Origin of the sequence: Bacillus infantis NRRL B-14911, from assembly GCF_000473245.1 — a bacterium.
Taxonomy (GTDB): domain Bacteria; phylum Bacillota; class Bacilli; order Bacillales; family Cytobacillaceae; genus Bacillus_AB; species Bacillus_AB infantis.
Genome location: NC_022524.1, coordinates 4,697,334 through 4,719,078, shown reverse-complemented (window position 1 = coordinate 4,719,078; position 21,745 = coordinate 4,697,334). Strand labels below are relative to the sequence as shown.

General features: G+C 44.4%; 27 protein-coding genes. 23 read left to right on the top strand and 4 right to left on the bottom strand.

What is annotated here, in order from left to right; genetic code table 11:
- Window positions 1–16: 16 nt before the first annotated feature.
- Both N288_RS23345 and N288_RS23340 read right to left on the bottom strand, forming a co-directional pair.
- Window positions 17–571 carry an MEDS domain-containing protein gene (locus N288_RS23345; protein WP_009794549.1) on the bottom strand — a complete coding sequence of 185 codons (555 nt, stop codon included), beginning with the start codon at window positions 569–571 and terminating at the stop codon, window positions 17–19.
- Between the two features lie 107 nt (window positions 572–678).
- Window positions 679–1,881, bottom strand: a complete 1,203-nt coding sequence (locus N288_RS23340) for a CynX/NimT family MFS transporter (RefSeq protein WP_009794548.1) — start codon at window positions 1,879–1,881, stop codon at window positions 679–681.
- Window positions 1,882–2,395: 514 nt separating this feature from the next.
- Between N288_RS23340 and aspA the strand changes: the two genes are divergently transcribed.
- Both aspA and N288_RS23325 read left to right on the top strand, forming a co-directional pair.
- Window positions 2,396–3,826, top strand: coding sequence for an aspartate ammonia-lyase (gene aspA / locus N288_RS23330; protein WP_009794546.1), 1,431 nt, complete (start codon window positions 2,396–2,398; stop codon window positions 3,824–3,826).
- Window positions 3,827–3,846: 20 nt separating this feature from the next.
- The gene (locus N288_RS23325) at window positions 3,847–4,899 is read left to right on the top strand and encodes an LLM class flavin-dependent oxidoreductase (RefSeq protein ID WP_022544579.1); all 1,053 of its coding nucleotides are present in this window, start codon (window positions 3,847–3,849) and stop codon (window positions 4,897–4,899) included.
- A 105-nt stretch (window positions 4,900–5,004) separates the two neighbouring features.
- Here the strand turns inward: N288_RS23325 and N288_RS23320 are convergent, their stop codons facing one another.
- Window positions 5,005–5,286 (bottom strand): YesK family protein, encoded by a 282-nt coding sequence (locus N288_RS23320; protein WP_022544578.1) that lies wholly within the window; start codon window positions 5,284–5,286, stop codon window positions 5,005–5,007.
- 116 nt (window positions 5,287–5,402) lie between these two features.
- On the opposite strand from N288_RS23320, the gene N288_RS23315 reads away from it, so the two are divergent.
- The 16 genes from N288_RS23315 (at window position 5,403) to N288_RS23240 (ending at window position 15,976) form a co-directional block, all read left to right on the top strand.
- The gene (locus tag N288_RS23315) at window positions 5,403–5,951 is read left to right on the top strand and encodes a VTT domain-containing protein (RefSeq protein WP_009794543.1); all 549 of its coding nucleotides are present in this window, start codon (window positions 5,403–5,405) and stop codon (window positions 5,949–5,951) included.
- A 187-nt stretch (window positions 5,952–6,138) separates the two neighbouring features.
- On the top strand, window positions 6,139–6,627 hold the full coding sequence (locus N288_RS23310) for a helicase (RefSeq protein WP_187445438.1): 489 nt from the start codon (window positions 6,139–6,141) through the stop codon (window positions 6,625–6,627).
- Window positions 6,624–7,067 (top strand): GNAT family N-acetyltransferase, encoded by a 444-nt coding sequence (locus N288_RS23305; RefSeq protein WP_009794541.1) that lies wholly within the window; start codon window positions 6,624–6,626, stop codon window positions 7,065–7,067. The genes N288_RS23310 and N288_RS23305 overlap by 4 nt, the downstream gene beginning before the upstream one ends.
- 137 nt (window positions 7,068–7,204) lie before the next feature.
- Window positions 7,205–7,657, top strand: a complete 453-nt coding sequence (locus N288_RS23300; protein ID WP_009794540.1) for a MarR family winged helix-turn-helix transcriptional regulator — start codon at window positions 7,205–7,207, stop codon at window positions 7,655–7,657.
- Window positions 7,658–7,679: 22 nt separating this feature from the next.
- On the top strand, window positions 7,680–8,198 hold the full coding sequence (locus N288_RS23295; RefSeq protein ID WP_022544576.1) for a GNAT family N-acetyltransferase: 519 nt from the start codon (window positions 7,680–7,682) through the stop codon (window positions 8,196–8,198).
- Window positions 8,199–8,217: 19 nt separating this feature from the next.
- On the top strand, window positions 8,218–8,829 hold the full coding sequence (locus N288_RS23290) for an FMN-binding negative transcriptional regulator (protein WP_009794538.1): 612 nt from the start codon (window positions 8,218–8,220) through the stop codon (window positions 8,827–8,829).
- Window positions 8,830–8,909: 80 nt separating this feature from the next.
- Window positions 8,910–9,650, top strand: coding sequence for an alpha/beta fold hydrolase (locus N288_RS23285; protein WP_009794537.1), 741 nt, complete (start codon window positions 8,910–8,912; stop codon window positions 9,648–9,650).
- Between the two features lie 489 nt (window positions 9,651–10,139).
- Window positions 10,140–10,931: an alpha/beta fold hydrolase gene (locus N288_RS23280; RefSeq protein WP_009794535.1), complete on the top strand. Its 792-nt coding sequence runs from the start codon at window positions 10,140–10,142 to the stop codon at window positions 10,929–10,931.
- Window positions 10,932–11,229: 298 nt separating this feature from the next.
- Window positions 11,230–11,739, top strand: a complete 510-nt coding sequence (locus N288_RS23275; protein ID WP_009794533.1) for a GNAT family N-acetyltransferase — start codon at window positions 11,230–11,232, stop codon at window positions 11,737–11,739.
- An 85-nt stretch (window positions 11,740–11,824) separates the two neighbouring features.
- The gene (locus N288_RS23270; RefSeq protein WP_022544572.1) at window positions 11,825–12,673 is read left to right on the top strand and encodes an AraC family transcriptional regulator; all 849 of its coding nucleotides are present in this window, start codon (window positions 11,825–11,827) and stop codon (window positions 12,671–12,673) included.
- Between the two features lie 152 nt (window positions 12,674–12,825).
- On the top strand, window positions 12,826–13,500 hold the full coding sequence (locus N288_RS23265) for a DUF5694 domain-containing protein (RefSeq protein ID WP_142385233.1): 675 nt from the start codon (window positions 12,826–12,828) through the stop codon (window positions 13,498–13,500).
- Between the two features lie 117 nt (window positions 13,501–13,617).
- Window positions 13,618–13,884, top strand: coding sequence for a SunI/YnzG family protein (locus tag N288_RS23260; protein ID WP_009794530.1), 267 nt, complete (start codon window positions 13,618–13,620; stop codon window positions 13,882–13,884).
- Between the two features lie 144 nt (window positions 13,885–14,028).
- Window positions 14,029–14,247, top strand: a complete 219-nt coding sequence (locus N288_RS23255) for a hypothetical protein (protein ID WP_022544571.1) — start codon at window positions 14,029–14,031, stop codon at window positions 14,245–14,247.
- Between the two features lie 35 nt (window positions 14,248–14,282).
- A complete protein-coding gene (locus N288_RS23250) occupies window positions 14,283–14,705 on the top strand; it encodes an HIT family protein (RefSeq protein WP_022544570.1) in 423 nt (140 codons plus the stop codon).
- 275 nt (window positions 14,706–14,980) lie between these two features.
- Window positions 14,981–15,682: a hypothetical protein gene (locus tag N288_RS23245; protein ID WP_232217705.1), complete on the top strand. Its 702-nt coding sequence runs from the start codon at window positions 14,981–14,983 to the stop codon at window positions 15,680–15,682.
- A gap of 63 nt (window positions 15,683–15,745) precedes the next feature.
- Window positions 15,746–15,976 carry a hypothetical protein gene (locus tag N288_RS23240; RefSeq protein ID WP_009794525.1) on the top strand — a complete coding sequence of 77 codons (231 nt, stop codon included), beginning with the start codon at window positions 15,746–15,748 and terminating at the stop codon, window positions 15,974–15,976.
- 271 nt (window positions 15,977–16,247) lie between these two features.
- Here the strand turns inward: N288_RS23240 and N288_RS23235 are convergent, their stop codons facing one another.
- Window positions 16,248–17,261: a DUF3231 family protein gene (locus N288_RS23235; RefSeq protein ID WP_009794524.1), complete on the bottom strand. Its 1,014-nt coding sequence runs from the start codon at window positions 17,259–17,261 to the stop codon at window positions 16,248–16,250.
- A 1,173-nt stretch (window positions 17,262–18,434) separates the two neighbouring features.
- Between N288_RS23235 and N288_RS23225 the strand changes: the two genes are divergently transcribed.
- From N288_RS23225 to N288_RS23205, 5 genes are all read left to right on the top strand, one after another.
- Entirely contained in the window at window positions 18,435–18,917 is a 483-nt protein-coding gene (locus tag N288_RS23225; protein ID WP_009794520.1) for a DUF5662 family protein, read from the top strand.
- A 171-nt stretch (window positions 18,918–19,088) separates the two neighbouring features.
- On the top strand, window positions 19,089–19,460 hold the full coding sequence (locus N288_RS23220) for a GntR family transcriptional regulator (protein ID WP_009794518.1): 372 nt from the start codon (window positions 19,089–19,091) through the stop codon (window positions 19,458–19,460).
- 4 nt (window positions 19,461–19,464) lie between these two features.
- On the top strand, window positions 19,465–20,331 hold the full coding sequence (locus N288_RS23215) for an ABC transporter ATP-binding protein (RefSeq protein ID WP_009794517.1): 867 nt from the start codon (window positions 19,465–19,467) through the stop codon (window positions 20,329–20,331).
- Complete coding sequence (locus N288_RS23210) at window positions 20,324–20,929, top strand: ABC-2 transporter permease (protein ID WP_009794516.1); 606 nt, start codon at window positions 20,324–20,326, stop codon at window positions 20,927–20,929. The genes N288_RS23215 and N288_RS23210 overlap by 8 nt, the downstream gene beginning before the upstream one ends.
- 23 nt (window positions 20,930–20,952) lie before the next feature.
- On the top strand, window positions 20,953–21,672 hold the full coding sequence (locus N288_RS23205) for a GNAT family N-acetyltransferase (RefSeq protein ID WP_009794515.1): 720 nt from the start codon (window positions 20,953–20,955) through the stop codon (window positions 21,670–21,672).
- The last annotated feature ends 73 nt before the right edge of the window (window positions 21,673–21,745 follow it).

Genomic DNA, 21,745 nt, shown 5'->3' with positions numbered 1-21,745 from the left:
CCGGGGTTAAATTTGGTTAGGAAAGGTGCATGACTTCCTCATCATTTATAACTATATTATGGCAATTGTGCAAAGCCTTCCTGAATGAACCAGGGGTCTTTCCTGCAGGATAAACACATACAGACAAGATACCTTTTTCGTTGACACTCTTATCGACTATCTGTTCATACTCTGCTAATTTTTCGTAAATCTCCTTGTCTTCTCTCCATTCTACGAGTCCCCAAGTACTAATAGAAGTCTTTTTCTCCAAATGCGGTTCAAGTGTTTTTAAAAATTCACTGACCACAATATGAGGATGGAAATTACCTTGGGCATAATAGAAATCGTAATTATTCATGACTAGCAAGTTGGATAATTGATCTGTGCTAAATTCTTTATGGAGCCTTTCCTGAATCAGGCGAAGATTTCGATCATTTTCAAGAAGAAAGATGAAATCGCCATTCCTGATGCCCGCCGAGATAAAAGAAACGGCATTATTGATATAATTTTCTTCCTGGTTATAAAGATAGCAGATATGTCCGCCATTATTCTTCTTATACTCGTGATACAAATCCACAATTAAACTGTCCATGCATATCTCCTCATCTATAGATGTTTATAACATTGGTAAAAATGAGCAACCCCATACACAGCTAAACAATATCACAGATTATATAATATCTTTTTCACTAAATCCAATTATACAAAACGATTCCTACCTGACAGCATTCCAAACACCATCACTATAGCGGAAATGCCGATCAGTGTAATCAGCGGCATTGTCCATGAATGTGTCAGGTCAAATAAGTAGCCGATGAAAAGTGGTCCGATGGAGGCAAGGATATAGCCGGTAGATTGGGCCATGCCTGATAACTCAGCAGCCTGCCTGCCATTCCGGGCCCGGAGTCCTATGTAGCTGAGGGCGAGCGGAAAGCTGCCGCCAAGTGCGACTCCGATCAGGATGATGCTGATGATTAAGAGAGGGTAGGTGGAACCAATCAGCAGCCCGCAGTAGCCGGCTACTGCACAAAGGCTGAGTGCGAAGGCAATCCAGACCTGTGATTGATATCTGCCTGCAAGGACAGGGATGAAAAAGCTTGCCGGCAGTCCTACCAGCTGGGTAAAAGACAGCAGCCACCCTGCCGTTGTGATGCTGATCCCGTGGCTTTGCAGAATTTCCGGCAGCCAGGAGATCGTAATATAAAACAAGGATGACTGAAAACCCATGAAAAGCGCAAGCTGCCAGGCTAGAGGCGTTTTCCACATTTGCCTGGAAGCTGTCCCGGGATTTGGCATGACGGTGCCAGGATTGCTTTGGTGAGATCTGAAAAGGAAAAGCCATACAGTGAATGCAGCAATCACCGGAATGGCCCATACCGCCTGGGCGCCCTGCCAGCCAAGATTCGCATCGACTGCCAGGGGGACGCTTACTCCGGATGCAAGCGAAGCAATTAAACCCATAGAAGTGGAATACACACTTGTCATCAATCCGAACTTATTCGGAAATTTATCCTTCACTACTGCCGGCAGAAGGACATTGCCGATAGCGATGCCTAATCCGGCCAGAAAGGTCCCGGCAAAAAGAAAAAAGGCCATTGGAATCGAGCGGATAGCAATGCCGGTGAAAAGGGAAAGCAGGCCGATCAGCAGTGTCCGCTCATTAGTCAGGCGCAAAGCGATTTTTGGCACCAGGGGAGACATGAACGCAAATACCAGGAGCGGCAGGCTCATCAGAAGACCTGCACTCCAGTGCGCCAGGCCGACATCATCCTGGATGATTCCCACCAGAGGCCCTAATGATGTGATGGCTGGCCGAAGGTTAAAAGCAACCAGGATGATACCCGCAATAAATAAATACTGCTTGGCTGGATCCATTTTGGCTCTAGGATTCAGCTTATCCATAAAACATTCCTTCTCTCATACCCATTTTTTCTCAAGTATAGCATAGCAGGAAGGGGATTAACCGGGTGAGAAGGAGGATTGTTCCAAATTTCTGACAATGTTTCACGTGGAACAAATTTTTTTCGGATTTTCAAAATGCAGGGGAAGCGGGGAAAGTAAGGTTTGTTATATTAATTGGAATTTAAGATTTAAACGCTGGTATTGTGAAGACCTTATAAGGGGAATGGGTGCAATTGCTTGTAATAATAATGCTTGCTCCAGCCCGCGGTAGCAATCCGCTATTTTTTCTGCCCCGCACCAGCCGACTAAGCCATCGATCATAGCATGTGCCATTCTCCCCGCCATTACCCCTCCGCACTGGAAGGAAATAACCTGCTGAACACCGTCAAAAAAGGCCATCCTAAAACAGATATTAAAGATGAATATTGGACCGAAGTCATTTACAATAGAGTGGGATTAGCAATAAGATATACCATCAAAAACAAATAGCGAAAAGAAGAGGAATGAGGCAACGATGTCAGTCAAGACAAACGGTTTTCGAATAGAGAAGGACTTTCTGGGGTCAAAAGAGGTCCCTGCACATGCGTACTACGGGATTCAAACACTGCGTGCGGTAGAAAATTTCCCGATTACCGGCTACCGGATCCATCCTGAGCTGATCAAAGCGATGGCGATGGTAAAGAAGGCAGCTGCAATGGCGAATGTGGAGGTCAAGGCTCTTTACTCAGGCATTGGAGACGCGGTTGTCCAGGCGGCAGATGAAATGCTTGCCGGCAACTGGCATGATCAAGTAATAGTCGATCCGATCCAGGGGGGAGCAGGGACTTCTTTTAATATGAACATGAATGAAGTGCTGGCAAACCGGGCGCTTGAAATCATGGGCAGGGAAAAAGGGGACTATCCATACTGCAGCCCGAACACTCATGTGAATATGTCACAGTCTACGAATGATTCCTTTCCTACAGCGATGCACATATCCATTCTCAAGGTGCTCGAGCAGCTGATTGCTTCTATGGAGCACATGCATAAGGCATTTATGGATAAAGCTGATCAGTTTAACCATGTCATCAAGATGGGCCGGACACATCTGCAGGATGCTGTGCCAATCAGGCTTGGGCAGGAGTTTGAAGCCTACAGCCGCGTGATTGAACGCGATATTAAGCGCATCAAGCAATCAAGGCAGCATCTGTATGAATTGAATATGGGAGCGACGGCTGTCGGCACAGGCTTGAACGCACAGCCCCGTTACATTGAATTAGTGGTTGAGTATCTGGCAGATATCAGCGGCCTTCCGTTTAAAGGGGCGGAGCATCTGGTTGATGCTACTCAGAATACAGATTCATATACAGAGGTCTCCAGCGCGCTGAAAATCTGTATGATCAATATGTCTAAAATTGCAAACGACCTGCGTCTGATGGCTTCAGGTCCCAGGGCAGGACTCGGGGAAATCTCCCTGCCGGCGAGGCAGCCGGGATCTTCCATCATGCCAGGCAAGGTTAACCCGGTTATGCCGGAGCTGATCAACCAGACTGCCTTCCAGGTCATCGGCAACGACCAAACCATTTCACTGGCCTCTGAAGCCGGGCAGCTGGAGCTGAATGTCATGGAGCCAGTGCTGATCTTCAACCTGCTGCAGTCGATCACCATTATGACGAATGCTTTCAAGTCGTTTACCGACCACTGTGTCAAAGGGATTGAAGCAAATGAGGACCGGATGAAGCAATATGTAGAAAAAAGCGTTGGCATTATCACAGCCGTTAATCCTCATATTGGCTATGAAGTGGCGGCCCGGATTGCCAGGGAAGCCATCCTGAACGGCGCCCCTGTCAGGGAACTCTGCCTGCAGTATGATGTTCTGACAGAAGAAGAACTGGACCTGATCCTGGATCCGTATGAAATGACACATCCAGGCATCGCCGGTGCTGCACTATTAGATAGAGACTAAACGATCAGGGAGAGATGAAAATGGAAATCGGAATCAGCACATTTGTGGAAACGACCCCTGGCGTTAAAACAGGAGAAACTGCAAGCCATGCACAGCGGCTGCGCGAGGTTGTTGAAGAAATTATCCTGGCTGATGAAGTTGGGCTGGACGTTTTCGGTGTCGGCGAGCACCACAGGAAGGACTATGCTGCTTCTTCACCTGCAGTCGTCCTGGCTGCTGCCGCGCCGCAGACCAAAAAAATCCGCCTGACAAGTGCGGTCACCGTCCTGTCATCGGCCGATCCAGTCCGGGTCTTCCAGGACTTTGCCACACTCGACGGCATCTCGAACGGCCGGGCTGAGATCATGGCGGGTCGAGGGTCGTTCATTGAATCGTTCCCGCTCTTCGGTTATGATCTCCAGGACTATAATGAGCTTTTCGATGAGAAGCTGGGCCTGCTCCTGGCACTGCAGAAATCTGAAAAAGTGACTTGGGCTGGAAATCACCGTCCGGCAATTGAAAATCTCGGTGTGTATCCGCGCCCGGTCCAGGATCCATTGCCAATCTGGATCGGGAGCGGAGGGAGCAGTGATTCTGTCATCCGCGCCGGACTTCTGGGACTGCCGCTTGTCCTCGCAATCATTGGAGGCCGTCCGGTGCAGTTTGCCCCGCTCGTACAGCTGTACTACAGGGCTGCAGCACAAGCCGGCCATGACATTTCCAAGCTCCAGGTAGCCTCCCATTCTCACGGATTTGTGGCAGAAAGCAATGAAGAGGCAGCGGACAAATTCTTCCCGCCGACCCAGCAGGCCATGAACGTCCTTGGCAGAGAACGGGGCTGGGGCCATTATGACCGCGGAGCCTTTGATGCGGCACGCAGCTTTGAAGGCGCCCTGTATGTAGGAGATCCGGAAACTGTTGCTAAAAAAATCATCGACCTTCGAAAGAACGTCGGCGTTACCCGCTTCATGCACCATGTGCCAGTCGGAAGCATGCCGCATGAAGATGTCATGAAAAGCATTGAATTGCTCGGCAGGGAAGTTGCGCCGATTGTGCGTGAGAAAATTGCCAAGTGGGAAGCAGAACAGAAATAAAAGGACAGAGGGGCATTTTTTGTCCCTCTGTTTCATTCTATAAGCCGTTTTAAGTATTAAATTTTCTTTTTTAGCCATTGCAATAAAGCTATCTGACGTATACGGCTATTTTTTTCGATTACGAATAGAATTCATAAGCCAATTTATAATTCCGGTTAAAATAGTTCCAATGAAAATACAAACTCCAATAAATCCATATCCCATACCGCTCCAGCCGCCGATAAACAGACTGATAATGATAATGGCTATGCTGATTATTATTAAAGCTGAAAAGCCTGCTTTAAGGTACTTGTCTTTCTGTACAGAACCTTTTAAAATTTTGGATGCAGCTGCAAATAAAATGCTGATTCCTAATAATATAATGATAAAAACTCTAAAGCCTGCCATACCTTCCCCTCCGGAACTAACATATTTTACATTCGGTTGTACTATTATAGTAATTTTCATCAAAAAAGCCACAAAGTTCACAAAACAGCCTTATAAGGAAGGAAAGCCTATTTAGTATGAAGGAAATGATCATTGATTTATTTGAGTCATATACGCATATAGCTTTGGTGCTAAGCCTTATAATCAACATTATCATCAGCCTGCTTGGGGTTGTACCCAGTGTTTTTCTGACTGCCGCGAATCTGGCGGTATTTGGTTTATGGGGAGGAATCGCTGTATCTTTTGCAGGTGAGGCCGCTGGGGCAGCCGTTGCCTTCATCCTCTACAGAAAAGGATTTCGAAGGTTAAAGGACATGCGCGGCCTGTCCCATCCCAAAGTACAGAAACTGTTGGAAGCCGACGGCAAGGAAGCATTCTCCCTGATTCTTGCTCTTAGAATTCTTCCTTTTGTCCCTTCAGGCCTTGTCACTTTCATTGCCTCAATTGGAAAAACCGCTTTTCTCACGTTCTTCTTTGCCAGCACCCTTGGAAAAATACCAGCCATCCTGATTGAAGGTTTTTCGGTATACCAGATTATCAATATGGAATGGGAGTGGAGAATAGCCGCAATCGTGATTGCCGCCATTCTGCTCATTTATGTTTCAAGGAAGTTTCGTACCCGGTAAAAACAAGACAAGCCATCTGAGCGCTTGTCTTGTTTTTTTTGTCCGGAGAATAGAAAAAGGAAATAGGCCTGCTGCATTGAATATGAATATATAAAAGCACAGATTAGGAGTGATCACATTGGCCATTAACAGCCTAAAAATATACCCGGATTGCCCTATTGTAAAAAGAACAATAGAAGCGGGCGGCATGACGAAACAACAGCTTCTCCAGAGATTGCAGCAAGCCTCTATCCTGATGAACGAATATGGAGAAAGATTGTTTTCTGATGATCTGTTCACGGCTTCTGCTGAAACATACATGATTGAAACCGTTGAACTGACGGTGGCTGGGCTTGGTTTTCAGCAGGGAGCTCCTCTGGACCGGATTTTTCAAAGAGCGGGTGAACTGGGGCTGGGTTTGTGTCCGCTGGAGCTGGGTCCTTACATGAGGCTGCAGTATCAGGATCTGCCTGAAGGGTTATCTGCAGACTCATCACAGCGTCATCAGGCACCTTCCGGCTCCATCACCATTGCTTCAGCCGTACTGACAGATGACCATGATTTCCCGAAGGGCTTTTATCTAAGAAGCATGGACGGCGCCATATGGCTGCGCGGTTATATTGCGGATTACCTCCATATTTGGGATCCCAATGATCATTTTATTTTTGCAGCATCATTTTCAGGAGAAAAGAAATGAAAATGATCCCGTATCACCCGCGCTATGCCGCAGAGACCGTGAGAATGTGGAGGGACAGCAAGGAGAAGGCGATCGGGCAGGAAGAAATCCACAGCTTTGAGGAACATATATATTTTTTAAATAACATTCTAGCACGCCAGTGTCAGATCGATCTGGCATTGTCGGGTGAAAAAGTAGTCGGCATCGTCGCCTATAATAAAACCGAAATCAGCCAGCTTTATATTCATACTGACTATCAGGGTATAGGGATAGGAACAGAACTGCTCAGCAGGGCAAAAGAACAATCAGATGGCCGGCTTACCCTATACACCTTTGAGGTAAATGAGAATGCTCAGCGCTTCTATCAAAAGCATGGATTCAACATTATCGGCCGTGGCTTCGAGAACGAAGAAAATTTGCCGGATATTCTTTATGAATGGGAAAAGGAATCAGGCAGGTGAGATGGATGAAAAACAGGCATTGCCGCTGGCGGTGCTTATTTTTTATTTATATCGGCGTAGTTTTTGTTGTAAATGCAACATAAATAAGTTAGATTTAATTCATGTCAGTACATTAAATATGGCTTAAGGAGCAACTAATGACGGAAATTCTTCGAGAAATAGGCATGATTGCAAGAGCCCTGGATTCAATCAGCAATATTGAATTCAAAGAGCATGACCTTACCAAAGGGCAGTATTTGTATGTAGTGCGGATCTGTGAGAATCCCGGGATTATCCAGGAAAAGCTGGCCGAGATGATTAAAGTCGACCGGACTACAGCCGCCCGTGCCATTAAAAAACTTGAAATGAATGGCTTTATTGAAAAAAGGGACGATCCTGAAAATAAGAAAATTAAGAGGCTTAATCCAACTGAGATGGGCAGCAGTGTGTACCCTTTCATCAAGAGTGAAAATGATTATTCCAACAAGGTTGCATTAGAAGGATTCACTGAAGGAGAAGCAGAAGCCATGTTCCATTTTCTCCAGAGAGTCAGAAAGAATGTTGAAAAAGACTGGGAATCTGTGAAAAAAGGAAACAAGAGAATCTATTGACCAATGAAGGAGCGGTTAAAAAATGTCGATGTATTTGAAAAGATGTACCCTGGAAGATTTACACCAGCTGCAGCAGATCAGCATTGAAACTTTCAATGATACCTTTAAAGACCAGAATTCACCAGAAAATATGAATGCTTATCTGGAGAAGGCATATAACTTAGAGCAGCTGATAAAAGAGTTATCCCATAAGTCTTCACAGTTCTTTTTTGTTTTTTTCAATGAAGAGATCGCAGGATACTTGAAGGTCAATGTGAAGGATGCCCAGTCGGAGGAAATGGGCGAGGAAGCGCTTGAAATAGAGCGGATTTATATCAAGAAGTCATTCCAGAAGCATGGGCTTGGCAAATATCTGCTGAACAAAGCGATCGGAATGGCAGAGGAGCAGGGAAAGAAGAAAGTCTGGCTGGGTGTGTGGGAACAGAATGAAAATGCGATTGCTTTTTATCAAAAGATGGGATTTGTCCAAACAGGAGCCCATTCATTCTATATGGGCGATGAAGAACAAACAGATCTGATCATGGTTAAGGTGCTTCTATAATAATTGGGGTGATATTAGTATGTATGTTCCAAAGCATTTCAGGGTTAATGATGAAAATGAGATTTGTCGTTTTATCGAGAATTACAGCTTTGCGACGCTCATTTCCCAGCACAACGGGGAACCATATGCGACTCACCTTCCCCTGACATTGAAGAAGTCCGAGCATGCTTTATATGGACATTTTGCCCGTCCGAACAATCAGTGGAGTACCGCCGGGGGCCAGCAGGTCCTTGCCATTTTTCAAGGCCCTCACAGTTATATTTCACCCTCCTGGTATGAAACGAAAATGGCTGTCCCGACCTGGAACTATGTCTCTGTACATGTATACGGAAAACTGGAGATAATTGAAGATGAATCAGAGATATTCAATACCCTGAATGACTTGACCGTCAAATATGAAAGTCCGGAAAGCCCATATCAATTGGAGCACATAGATCAAGATTTCATAAAGGGGATGAGCAGAGGGATTGTTGCTCTTAAAATAAAGATCGCCAGAATTGAAGCAAAGGCTAAATTGAGCCAAAATCATCCCGTGGAGCGGCAGGGATTAATCATTAAACATTTGGAGCAAACCGGTCAGCATGACGGTCTGCAAATTGCATCTCTTATGAAGAAGAATCTGCAAAAATAGCATTCTCAAATCATGCTGGTTGAAGAGCTGCCTGTTAGTTGTTTAATGATTCTTGGTAATCATTCAGAAACACGAGGGGAATGGGTTTTATGAAAGAAATAATGGCAGAGATAAAGGGCTGCAAACTATATGCCAAATTGATGGGCGGAAACTGCGGAAATCCAACAATCATTATGGACGCAGGCTATGGCGACTATTCAAAGGCCTGGGATCCGGTACTTGAAGAACTCTCAATGCTATCGAGAGTCTTCACCTATGACCGGGCAGGGCTCGGAAAAAGCGAAAGAAGTAACAGCCCGAGAACTAGCCGCGAGATGGTAAAAGAATTAAAACAGCTGCTCACTGTAACCGCGATTGCCCCGCCCTACCTATTAGTGGGCCACTCATTTGGCGGCGGGAACATGCGGATGTATGCTACGGAATTTCCTGATGAGGTGTGCGGGCTGGTCCTAGTTGACTCAACTCCTGAAGAGTACAGGGAAAGATTCCTACCGTCAATGCCGGAGGATTTTCAGGAAGCCTACAATAAGCAATTCGTCAGGGAAGGCAATTATGATGAGTTTATGGAGAGCCTCCAGCAGCTGAAAGATACGAGGCGCCGGTTAAACGTGCCGCTAATTGTCCTATCAGCCGGGAAGAAGGCTCACTATTCTGCTGAATCACAGGCATTGTGGAACGATATGCAGCGGGAACTGCTGGAGATCTCCTCACAGGGTGAGATGGTGATCGCTGAAAACAGTGCTCATTATATACAGCGGGATGAACCTGAAGTGATTGTGAATGCAGTAAGGAAGCTCATTGATCTGCAATGCTGCGGATAAATACCTTTTGGATGGACATTTATTCTATATGGATGAATGTCCTTTTTATTTTGCGGGCAGAAATATCTGGATAAAAGAGGGGATTGAGTTCTAGTATAGAACTGTTTATATAGCATAAGGAGAGGGTGGATGAACCTAATCAAAAAGCTGGTTTGTGAATCTATTTTCCATTCCTGTTTACTTTTTCTCCTTAACAATGGCAGCATTCTAATCAGACTCCGGTAAGAAGTCAGTTTTAACAGATATCCTGAAGTTCGCTCCATTTTTAATTATAAATCTTATAGCGATGCTGTTCAGTTTAAGAAAGAAAGATATTGATCTGCCCTTAGTTTGGAGAATACTCTTTTTGCCGATTGTGTTGTTTGTAATGCCAGCTATTTCGGCTGCTGTGATCTTTGTGGCTGCGACTGTGTTTTTCTAACCAAGTTTAATGCCTGAAACAAATTAGATTCTTACATATTTTTAATTAGGAAAAGGAGAACTGCAACTATGTCTATTTACCATAAAACCATTGGAGAAGGGGTCCCAATCGTTATGCTGCACGGCTGGACAGTTGACCACAGAGTGATGCAGCATGCAATGGAGCCGCTGTTCGAGAAGCAGGACGGCTGGAAAAGAATTTATATTGATTTGCCTGGCATGGGCCAGTCTGAGCCGCTGCCTTCGATCCGAAACTCGGATGACATGCTGGAAGCCGTGCTGCAGCTTTTAGATGAGATCATTCCTGAAGAAACGTTTGCCGTCTGCGGCTATTCGTATGGAGGCTATCTGGCGAGAGGGGTCGCTTATTCAAGGCCGGGTAGGGTTCGGGGTCTAATGCTGCTGGCGCCGGTGGCCATAGCTGAGTCTGCCGGCAGGACATTGCCCCAGCATGCGGTTTTAAAAAAGGACAGCAGCTTGATCTCGAGTCTATCCCCAGAGGAAGCTGAAGAGTTCTGTTCCGTTGGAGTTGTGCAGGGTGAGGGAGAATGGGAAAGATTCCAGAAAGAAGTTCTGCTTCCTTCCAGACTGGCCAATGCAGAGTTTCTAGAGAGAATCCAAAATAACGGATACGGATTTAGCTTTGATATAACAACAAGACTTGACCATCCGGCGCTGATCATCACAGGAAGGCAGGATCATATTACCGGCTACCGTGATACCTGGGAGCTGATAGAGGACTATCCGCGGGCCGCTTTTGCAGTTCTTGATATGGCGGGTCACAATCTGCAGATTGAGCAGGCAGATGTGTTTAATGTTCTGGTTGAGGAATGGCTGAATAGGCTTGAGGAGAAGAGCTGAGGATAGCACAGGAGCAGGTTTCTTGAGCCCAAACGGACCGAGGGAACTGCCCCGTGGCTCGTATGCTCGAACCAAACGGAAGGGACATACGGTGTGATAAAGGAAATTGAAAGGGCAATATTGCGTCTTTAAGTAATCAGGAAGAACACAGGGCAGCTGCCCTTTCAAAATTGAGCCAAGGGACCTGTCCCTGTGGCTCTTTTTTCGCGATTTCCATCAACAAGAAGGAAACCCGTTACCCGGCAGCGAAACAAGTCATATGCATATTTTGGAAAAACAGCAAAGGAAGCTGATCTTAATGAAATTGATAAGACCCGCAAAGATACATAAAGAACAAATGTTGGCATACCGAAAAGCATTTCTGGACTCGGGAGAACTTCTTTATGGAGGCTCTTCCCTGCAAAACTATGAACATTATGAGAAATGGCTCGAAAAAGTCATCAGCCAGGAAGAAGGGCAGCTGCCGCCAAACCGGGTTCCTGCGACACAATTCCTGAGCATGGTTGATGATAAAGTAGTCGGCCTGGTTAATATACGCCACCGGCTGACACCAGAACTGCTGGTGGAGAGCGGGCATATCGGCTACAGTATCCTTCCGGCTGAACGCCGCAAAGGATATGCCGCTGAACAGCTGAAGATGAGCCTGGTCGAAGCAAAGAAATTGGGTTTGGAAAAAGTGCTGGTCACATGTGATAAAGCAAATATAGCTTCAGCCAGGACCATTCAGAAAGTTGGCGGGGTATTGGAGAATGAGGTCATTTCGCCAGACAGCGGTGAGGAGGTTCAGAGGTATTGGATACAGCTTTGACTTTTGTACCCGTCATTTTCTGCACTTAGAATGCCGGACTTAAGTTTTCTTTTTTATCTATATTTAGCAGGGAAGGAGGTAAGAGATGGATTGGCTAGAGCGATTGAATAGAGCAATGGATTATATTGAGGAGAATTTAGCGGGTGAAATAGATGGAAAAGAAATAGCGAGAAGAGCATGCTGTTCGGGTTACCATTTTCCAAGGATGTTCTCTTCCATGACCGGATTATCTTTATCAGACTATATCAGGCGGAGGCGCTTATCACAGGCGGCATTCGAGCTTCAAAACAACGCTGAAGTCCGGGTGATTGATCTGGCGTTTCAATATGGCTATGATTCCCCCGATGCCTTCAGCCGTGCTTTTAAAAACCTTCATGGAATTACTCCATCAGCGGCCAGGAATAAAGGAATCAAGCTAAAAGCCATCCCGAGGATTTCTTTTCAAATTTCGATTAAAGGGGACGAGGAAATGGATTACCGGATCGAAGTGCTGGAAACTGATGTTGAAATAGCGGGAGTCAGGCGGAAGGTGGTTACGGAGGATGCTTTTAAAACAATACCGCGGCTGTGGAAAGAAGCAACTGAAACGGGCATGCTGCAGCGTTTTATCAATCTATCCTGGGAAAATCCCCAATGCAAGCTGGAAGGGATACTGGGTCTAGTCGGAAAGCAGGCTGCCATTACCGATGAAGAGTTCGATTATTTCATGGGCTGCCGTTATACGGGTGAATCTGCAAGCGAAATGGAGAAAATCGTGATTCCCGCAAGTACCTGGGCTGTTTTCCCTGACATTCCTGAGGCTTGGAAGCGCCTGTACACCGAATGGCTGCCTGCCTCAGGCTATGAATTGGCAGATTTGCCGTGCGTTGAGAACTACCTGGCGCCTGACAGGGTTCCAAACAGCGAGTTGTGGGTGCCGGTCATAGCTAAATAGCGGGAAGGAGTGACAGGTTTTTTGTGACAAGCTGTATGAGAGACCTGTTCCTTTGTTTTTGAAAATCTACCAAGGGGATGTTTCCTATCAAGCCAACTCTGTTAATCTTTGGAACGGACCATTTTGCAGGCATAGATAATGGAGATATGTATATGACAGACAAAATGGATATTTTATCAGGCACAAGGCAAGCAGAAATCCAGGAGGTTATCACTTGTTTAAAGAATTTTAACCCGACAAAGGTAGCCTTGGAAGTTCTGCAGGAAAAGGAAGAAGCTTTGAATAATGAATATGCTTCTTATTTGAGTGGAGGCTATGAATTAACCGTTAATGAAATCGATCAAGTCGGATTCCGGCTGGCAAAGGAATGCGGTTTGGGACATGTACATGCAGTCGATTGGAATCAGGATGAGGAGGGTGTGCCGGACCTCGGGGCTCTAAGTGAATGGGAAGATACGGAAGAGTATAGGGCGTTTACAGAGATAGGGCAGAAAATCACTTCTGAAGCAAATACATTTTTGCAGAATCATTCTATAAAGGACTATCTGCTTTGGCATAATGAACCGCGGAATATTGCCAGGGGACAGGAACTTTACATGAAAATGTCCCTGACAGGCAGCAATAGCAACCCGGCGGGCGCCATTTGGACAGCGAAGTATTGGTATTATCGCAATCTGTTGATTTTTAGAAATCTGGTAAACTTATTGGATTCCAATGAAGAACGGATTTTTGTTTTATATGGTGCGGCCCATCTCCATCTGCTATTGCAGTTTGCGAGGGAGAGCGGGTTATTTGATGTTGAGGCAGCCGGGGATTATTTGGGGTAGGGATTAACTTTTGATCTAGTGTGGGGCCGGGGGGTCTGTCCCCATGGCTCATATCACCAAAAAATTGAAACTAAATCGGTGTCTCTTCCGTATACAAATATTAACAGGAGGGATACCATGGAAGTTAAAGTGGCAGAGAAGAATGGGAGCCTGGAGATAAACTGGCTATTAAATAAGACTGAAATACCGTTATCGGCTATTACAGAAGTATCGAATGATGATACCTATGGCGGGCAGGAAAAGGAAGCCATAAGGATTGGGTTTCCATCCGGCAATACAGACAGAGTGGTTATTAAAACAGAGAAAGAAACTTATATACTTTTTACGAGTATTGGCGGCATAAAAGAAAAGATCTTAACTTTGATGAATAAGTCTGTGCGTTGATCTTAAGGAGGATTAGCGCTTTTTTTGTTGAAGTTCTTTGGTAAGCGGGCAGGCACTCATATGTGCATTCACAGCTGAAATTGAAGGGGGCATGGGCCAGGGGGTCTGTCCCTATGGCTCACAATATGAAAAGGAGGCTGAAATGTGGATTTACTATTCTGGGTTCTTTTCGGCTTTTTCATAGGCGGATTTGCGGTTCTCGTTTCCATGAAAAAGAATATGGAACGCAGGGTCGCTGCGCTAAAAAGAGACGGGGAAAGCAGCAGTATTTTATCCCGTCCTGTTGTCTGGTGGATCTTCGCGACGACAGTCTGGGGAGTTGTGAGCATGGGGCTTGTTGTGTGGTGGTTTTCGGTTAGCTGACATAAGTTTTGCCGATAAAAGTGAGGAGATCAATGATGGATAACTGTATTTTTTGCAGGCTGGAGCTTGAGCCGGATCAGAATGTTGTCATGAACAATGAACATTGTCTTTTTTTACAGCTGGGGCAGAGTCAAATAAAGGGAAGCCAGCTGGAAGGCGCAGGGTTAATTGTTCCTATTCAGCACAGGGAAACTGCGTTTGACTTAACACCCGAGGAGTGGGCGGCCACCTACAGTCTCCTTCAGGATGTGAAAAAGTACTTGGATGAAAAGCATGAGCCTCGAGGTTATAATTTAGGCTGGAACTGCGGCGAGGCTGGCGGACAGCATATTTTCCATGCACACTTTCATGTGATCCCGAGATATGAGGACGAACCTCTTGCGGGTAAAGGAATCCGGTATATGTTTAAAGGGAAAAAAAATCAGAGGGCGCTTAAACCTTCCCCTTTGGCCACTTGAAAGAGAGAGCTGATGGAAAATAACGTGTTTTCATGAAGCAGGATGCCTCTATGTTTATTTCAGTCAGCACCAAGTAAGGGATTGGGAAATGTTCTCCAGATAGGGTGATTCCAATAGAAAAATTAATATTGCATAAGAGGCATGATTATAGTTCAAATTTAAACTTTGCCGGCGGCCAGATAGCTCAGGATGGAACACTGCTGCTGATTGAAACCGGCCAACAGGAACTCGATTTTTTTGAGCGGCCTGTGCCGAAATGCAGCTGGACCCTCACGTTGATTAGAGATAACAGTATAGAGACTGTGGAATTAAAGAACATTCCTCTAATGCCGACTCACGCTGATCTGTTTTCCGATGGGACATTGCTTATAGTACAAAGCCGCTGTTTAAAGGAAGGAACTTACGTTGAACGAAACGCCAGGAGATATAACCAAAATGGGCAGTTAATCGAGGCATTCACGCTCGGTGATGGAATCAATGATGTGCAGATTGATGACTCAGATACCATTTGGGTCAGTTACTTTGATGAAGGCATCTTTGGGAATTTTGGATGGGATGAGCCCATGGGAAGTGCCGGTGTTGTGGCTTACACAATGAATGGCAAGCGGCTGTGGGGAGCCGGTGATTATGGCATCATTGACTGCTACGCTTTGAATGTGGCTGGATCTAAGGAAGTCTACTTTTACTATTATGATGATTTTGATCTCGTTCATCTGGATGAGATGAGAGAAGCCGGGCGCTATCGTGTGAACGGCCGTTACCCTCTGATGGGGCAATTTTTGTTGGATAAAGAGGGCATGATTGGTCAAATCGATATGTCAACGCTCATGCGCTACCGGAAAAATCAACACAGCTATACAGCAAAACATAAGCTGCAGTTAATTGATGAAGATGGCAAACGCATCATTGGGCCGGTGTTCATGCGGGGCTCACATCTGTATGCATACGGCAAGGATGGAATATATATAAAGTCATAGGACAGGTTCCATGCCAAACGGGCCAGCGGACCTGTCCCCTTGGCTCATTGGGAGGACTTTCAAATGTATAATAAAAACCACGATCCTAAAGGAAATATTAAGGCAGAGATCCTGCTATCGGGGCAATCTCTATCTTTTAAATTGGATGTAAACGAAACAAAGGTGCTGCTCGACAATATGGAAAAAGCATCGCATGATTTTAAAAAAATGGACTCTATTAAGCTGTATCATCCTGACGGCAGGTTGAAATCAGTGATCAACCCATTGCAGATATCGAGGATTTGGTTTACATGAAAGAAAAGGGACAGGTTTCTTGGCCCGAGCGGACGGAAAACCTGTCTCTCTGTATTAGTGTGGAAGCATAATAGTCTTGAGATACCTGCTGCTTATGGTTAAAGGCTGTATTTTCATTAGTGGTTAAGCCTGTCCTTAAATGTTTCCATACAGCATTCGATGTTTATGAGCAGCGTAATAATCTTGAGAGTGAACTCAAAGTTATCTCTCTGGAAGGATATTAGTGTCAGGCAGAACCGGATCTGCCATTAATATCTTCTATAGAAATGCCTTATTCAAGTCCTTTCTTAATGATTTGGGAACGGTTTTCCATTTGCGGGGGTTCCTCGAACCAGCCATTTTTAATCTTAATATTAATCCCTTCCTGCGCGTAGAAATAGACATCTTTTGCGAGCAAAAGTGTTTTCATCGCCAAATCGTTTCTTAAACTGAAAAATCCCCCTGTGCCTGACCCAATCAGTCCAAACCCATTAAGAATATATATACAGTGCATCATCAGCTTGTCAGAAAAGGGAGGAACTGTTGATGTAGTTACCGTTGCCCCGGAAGTCGCGGAGAGATGGACATCCCCATCCAGAAGTAATTCCTCCATAACTTTGACCTGTTTCTTGGCAAGATCCTTCCCTTTTAAAAAATATTGCCTGGCTTCCTTGTTTTGAGCGCACTGAGCAAAGCCTGTAATTAACTGCATTCCAATATTATTAACTTCAAGATTATGATGAAGGATCCCAACCTCCAGGGCTGATAGAGGCCTTTTTTCACCAATTAGTTTAAACCCCTCCATGTACTTTTTGCTTTTAATAAATTCCGTCTTCTTCTGCATAGTCACTTTAGGAGGGAGAGATAGAATTCCATTTTCAAGTAAATAGCGGGTTGAAAGTTTATAGATTTTTTGAGTGACAGTTGTGAGTCCCTCATAAATGGCCATTACCTTTTTGTTGTAGGTCATATTCATGCCAAGGGTGTACAGCCCCATGCTAACTTCCTTTAATACACGGACAAACATGATATCAAATCCATTATCATATAACTTGGGGGCCTCCAGGTTTACATCCTCTGATGTGAAACCCACAGGTTTAACCATTCCCTGTTCAGAAAATAGATTTTCCATCTCAGCTACATAAAAATTAAGCTCCTGCCATAATCCGCCCAAAATATTTCTTGCTTGCGGGTCATCTGCCTTTTCGATAAAGTATTCCAGAAACCGCATAATCAAGGTTTTTTCCTGATATGTCTGCCAAAGCGAACCTATTTCGGACACATTTAAAGGATTTGTCAGAACCATGCAGATACCTCCTAATCAAATATCCCTAAGTGCTATGTATGTTGTTTCTAGCGTTTCCAATTAAGGAAAAACCATACTGTATTTTGGGCCGTGGTATCTGTCCCTTTTGCATACTCCTTTTTATAAGAATATTCATCTTTAAAAGCAGGATAATGGAATAAATTGGTGAATATTAGTAAGAATCAATTTAGGACAGATGAAATTAGATTGGATAGGAACAAAGGCTAGATGTTTAAAACTTACTGAATTAGGCTTTAAAGTAAATTTAAGAATTGAGTATCGAAGGGAAAATATAAGAGTGAATGACTACCTGTTCCATGCAGAAAATAGAAATATTTCGGTGCTGACTTTAATAAATGACAGTGAGTATTATGAAGGGTTAGAGAGAATGAGGAACGATGTGAAAATAAATCCGGATATAAACATTGTGAATGATTTTGCGGAGCTGTTTTGTACTGCTGAAAAATTTTAGAAGAACAGAGGGACAGATACATGAGAAACCTGTCCTTCTGTCCTATAGGCAAGCCCGGCGCAGCTGCCTGTCTTCATCACGTGGGGAAAAGATAGCCATGAGCCCCTTATTGCTTACGTTAAGGGCTGCATTCTTATTAAGCGGTTTAAGCGATATCTATACGTATCAATAAAAAACTCCAGCTTAATAATTAAATGAAGGATCCTTTTAATCAAGCTAGTAAGTGTACTCACAATGTATCCCTCCACATTCATGATCGTGCACGGAAAAAGCTGCACTAGCATTAATATCCTCCAGAGCAGATTCCTTTATTCACTTCCATTCTTGATATCACATGCAAATCTACAGGGTGCGTTAATTTGATAGTGGTGCTATGGCAAATATCCTTCCTTCTTTGTGTCGTCACTCTCCTGTTTGGTCTATTTAAGAAATCATGGCTTTCCATGTTCATCAGTTTTATCACATCACTTCCGATAGCTTATTACTTCCTGGGAGCTGAAAATAGCTGGAGGCTGGTTGCTTTAGCTCCTATATTTTCGCTGCTTCTGACCTTTGTTTTTTGGAGGAATAAAGCACGCTGATTTGACTGTGGGAAAGGATCTGCACATTTTTTGCGGAAAGTTATTTAGAGCCGGCTGGCAAGCAAACTCAGAGCTCCGGAAATTTAGGAAAAGGAAACAAAACTGGATGGGGGGAGTATCGTGCTGCGGGCAGTCTGGAAAAACATATTGTATATACTGGAACATAAACTTAATGTCCTGATCGAGTGCTGGAAAGAGGGGCTATTCCTGCAGGGGATTGTCCACGATTGGTCAAAATTTTCCCCGCAGGAGTTTATGCCATATGCAAAGAAGTTCTTCTATAAGGGCCAAAAGGACTCCATTGATGAGTTAAAGTGGAAGTACGCATGGCTCCACCATCAGCACAAGAACAAGCACCACTGGGAACATTGGGTAGTTGACCCGAAAAATAAACAAGCCCTGCCGATGCCCAGAAAATATCTTCTTGAAATGGTTTGTGACTGGCGTTCGTTTTCGAGGAAGTGGGGAAGAAGGGTGAAAGCTTCCACTATGGACTTGAGCGGCAATATAATTTTGCATCCCGATACGAAAAAGGAACTGGAAGATATATTGGAGAAGAAAAAGGCAGAGGATGCTAGGTGGAAAAATAGGGACGCGATTTAACTTGGAATAGGCTGCCTGCAAGGCGGCTTTTTTGCTGTTTCGGAATAAATGCAGGAAAAAAATGAGCCAAGGAACCTGACCCCCTGGCCCAAAAAATGGTTGCGCGGTTTTGGAAGTGTGTATATAATGTATATATAGTATATATACAATAGTTGAAAAAGAGGGAATTCCATGCAAATCATTATCTCCAACAGTTCCAAGGAGCCGATTTATGAACAAATTACTAAACAGATTCAATCCTTAATTTTAGCGGGCGATCTGCAGGAGGGGTCAGCGCTGCCTTCCATACGCCAGCTCGCGAAGGATCTCCAGATCAGTGTGATTACGACGAAACGGGCTTACGAGGAATTGGAGAAGGCGGGTTTTATTTATTCTATTGTTGGCAAAGGGTCTTTTGTTGCCGAACAAAATTTAGAAGTTATTAGGGAAAAGAAGCTGAAGGTCATTGAGGAACAGCTGGGGGCGGTTATAATTAACGGCCGGGAAATTGGTCTCTCATTGGATGAACTTCAGCAGCTATTGAAGATTTTATATGAGGAGTGACTGTATGGAGAATGTGGTCGAATTGAAAAATGTTGCCAAGGAATTCAAGGGTTTTTCCATTAAAGATATAAATTTTCAAGTGAAGCAGGGCTTTATTACAGGGTTCATCGGAGGGAATGGCGCCGGAAAGTCGACGACCATTAAAATGATGATGAATCTGCTGAAGCCGGATCAGGGCGAGATCAGGATCTTCGGGCTGGACTATAAGACACATGAGAAGGAGATCAAAGAGCGCATCGGGTTCGTTTATGACGGAAATGTATTTTATGAAGGGATGAATTTAAAAGATATAAAACGCATTGTTGGACCAGCGTATAAGCGCTGGGACGATCGTTTGTTTTATCAATATGTAGAGCAGTTCGAGCTGCCCCTTAATAAAGCGATCAAAACCTTTTCAAAAGGGATGCAGATGAAGGCATCACTGGCGATTGCCTTATCGCACCATGCAGAGCTGATTATCATGGATGAACCTACATCAGGACTGGATCCTATTTTCAGGCGGGAAATGCTCGATCTGCTGCAGGAATTGATGCTGGATGACCGGCGCACGATTTTCTTCTCTACACATATCACCACAGATTTGGACCGCATCGCTGATTATATTGCCTTTTTGCAAAATGGGAGACTGGTATTTAATCAGTCTGTCCACGAGGTGGGGGAAAATTATGCGCTCGTAAAAGGCGGGCTGGAACTTTTGGACCGGGATACAGAGAAGGCTTTTGTCCATATTCACCGGGCTCCTACAGGGTTTGAGGCCCTGACTGACAATATCGAACTTGTAAATAATACTTTTGGCCATTCTGTTGTAGTGGAACAGGCGGGCCTGGAGGATATTATGTATTACATGAAGGGGAGGAAAAGCTATGTTTAACCTTATCAGGCGCGATGTGATACTGCAGAAAAAACTGATCTTGACCTTTATTCCTTTTATCCTGTTCTTTATTGTAATGGATTCGCATCCTGTGCTGATTTTCAGCGTTGCCAGCATTTTCATTCCTTTTAATGCCTATGCCTATGATGAAAAAGCAGAGGCGAACATTCTGCTGAACAGCCTGCCCTATACGCGTAATGAAATCATTGCTTCACGTTATCTCGGAGCAGTTATCTATATGATTTTAGCCATAGGCGGCACTTGTCTGGCATTGCTTGCATTCAATAAGGCATTTACCATCGAAGATATGGCTATGGGAGGCGGCATCTTCTTAGCATTCGCTGCATTCACATTTCCGCTGTTTTATATATTTAAACCAGGGCATATCACAACAGTCCTGATGATTACATTCGTTCTATTAACAGGGATGGGTCCGCATCTCCTAAACCTGATTGCTGAAGATCTTTCTTTAATCACCGGTTTTATTGCAAGTTTGTCCAACCCGGCGTTGTACACGGGGGCAGCAGTAATCATTTTGGCTCTGTATGGCATTTCCTGGGGAGTCACCACATTCATTTACCAGAGAAAGGCGTTTTAATGCTCCTTTGAGGAGGGCCGGAAATGGATGAAGTATTCAAGAGTCTAAAAAAAGCAGGGATCCATTACATAAAAAATGATCAAGAATTCATCTTAGAAATGTTTGAAGATAATATAAACAATCCCCATGAAGCAGACACAGCCATAATGAAACTTATTACTAATCTAACTGCCTTTAAAGAGAGGCGTATCTTGTTCGAATGCCCTAGAACTCTCCTTGATCAATTGATGTTCACAAAAAGGAAAATGGTAATGACTGGAGAAAGAGTCATTTACACCAGGGAATTTACTGAACCTATCAATCAACCTGCAGCCGGTTATGAAGTATGGTCCATTGAGCACGAGGAATCAATCGCTTTCCTGTCAGAGGTAATGGGCAGGAGTTTTAACGATACTAGAAGATTTTTAACGGGCATGCAAACAGAGTTGCCCTCACAGGTAAACAATATGTACACAGTACTGATGATTGCAGATGAACCGGCTGGCGTTGTTTTTCCCCACCTGGAGCCTGATTCGGATAGACAAGGACGTCTCTTTTGGATTGGCATGCACCCGAAATTTTCAGGGAATGGGCTGGGTCAGAGGCTCCATTTGCTGGGGTTATATAGGCTGAGAAATGAATTTAAAGCAAACTCGTACCTGGGCGCAACGAAAATTGATAACACGCCAATGAGAAAAATTATGATAGCGAATGGTTGTACTCAGAACAAAAATACGGTCCTATCATTGGAATATAATTTATAAGTAACAGGAATCTGACCTTGTTTCACATAAATAAAAAGAAACAGTTTCCTCTCACCGTAGAAAGGGGCAGTGC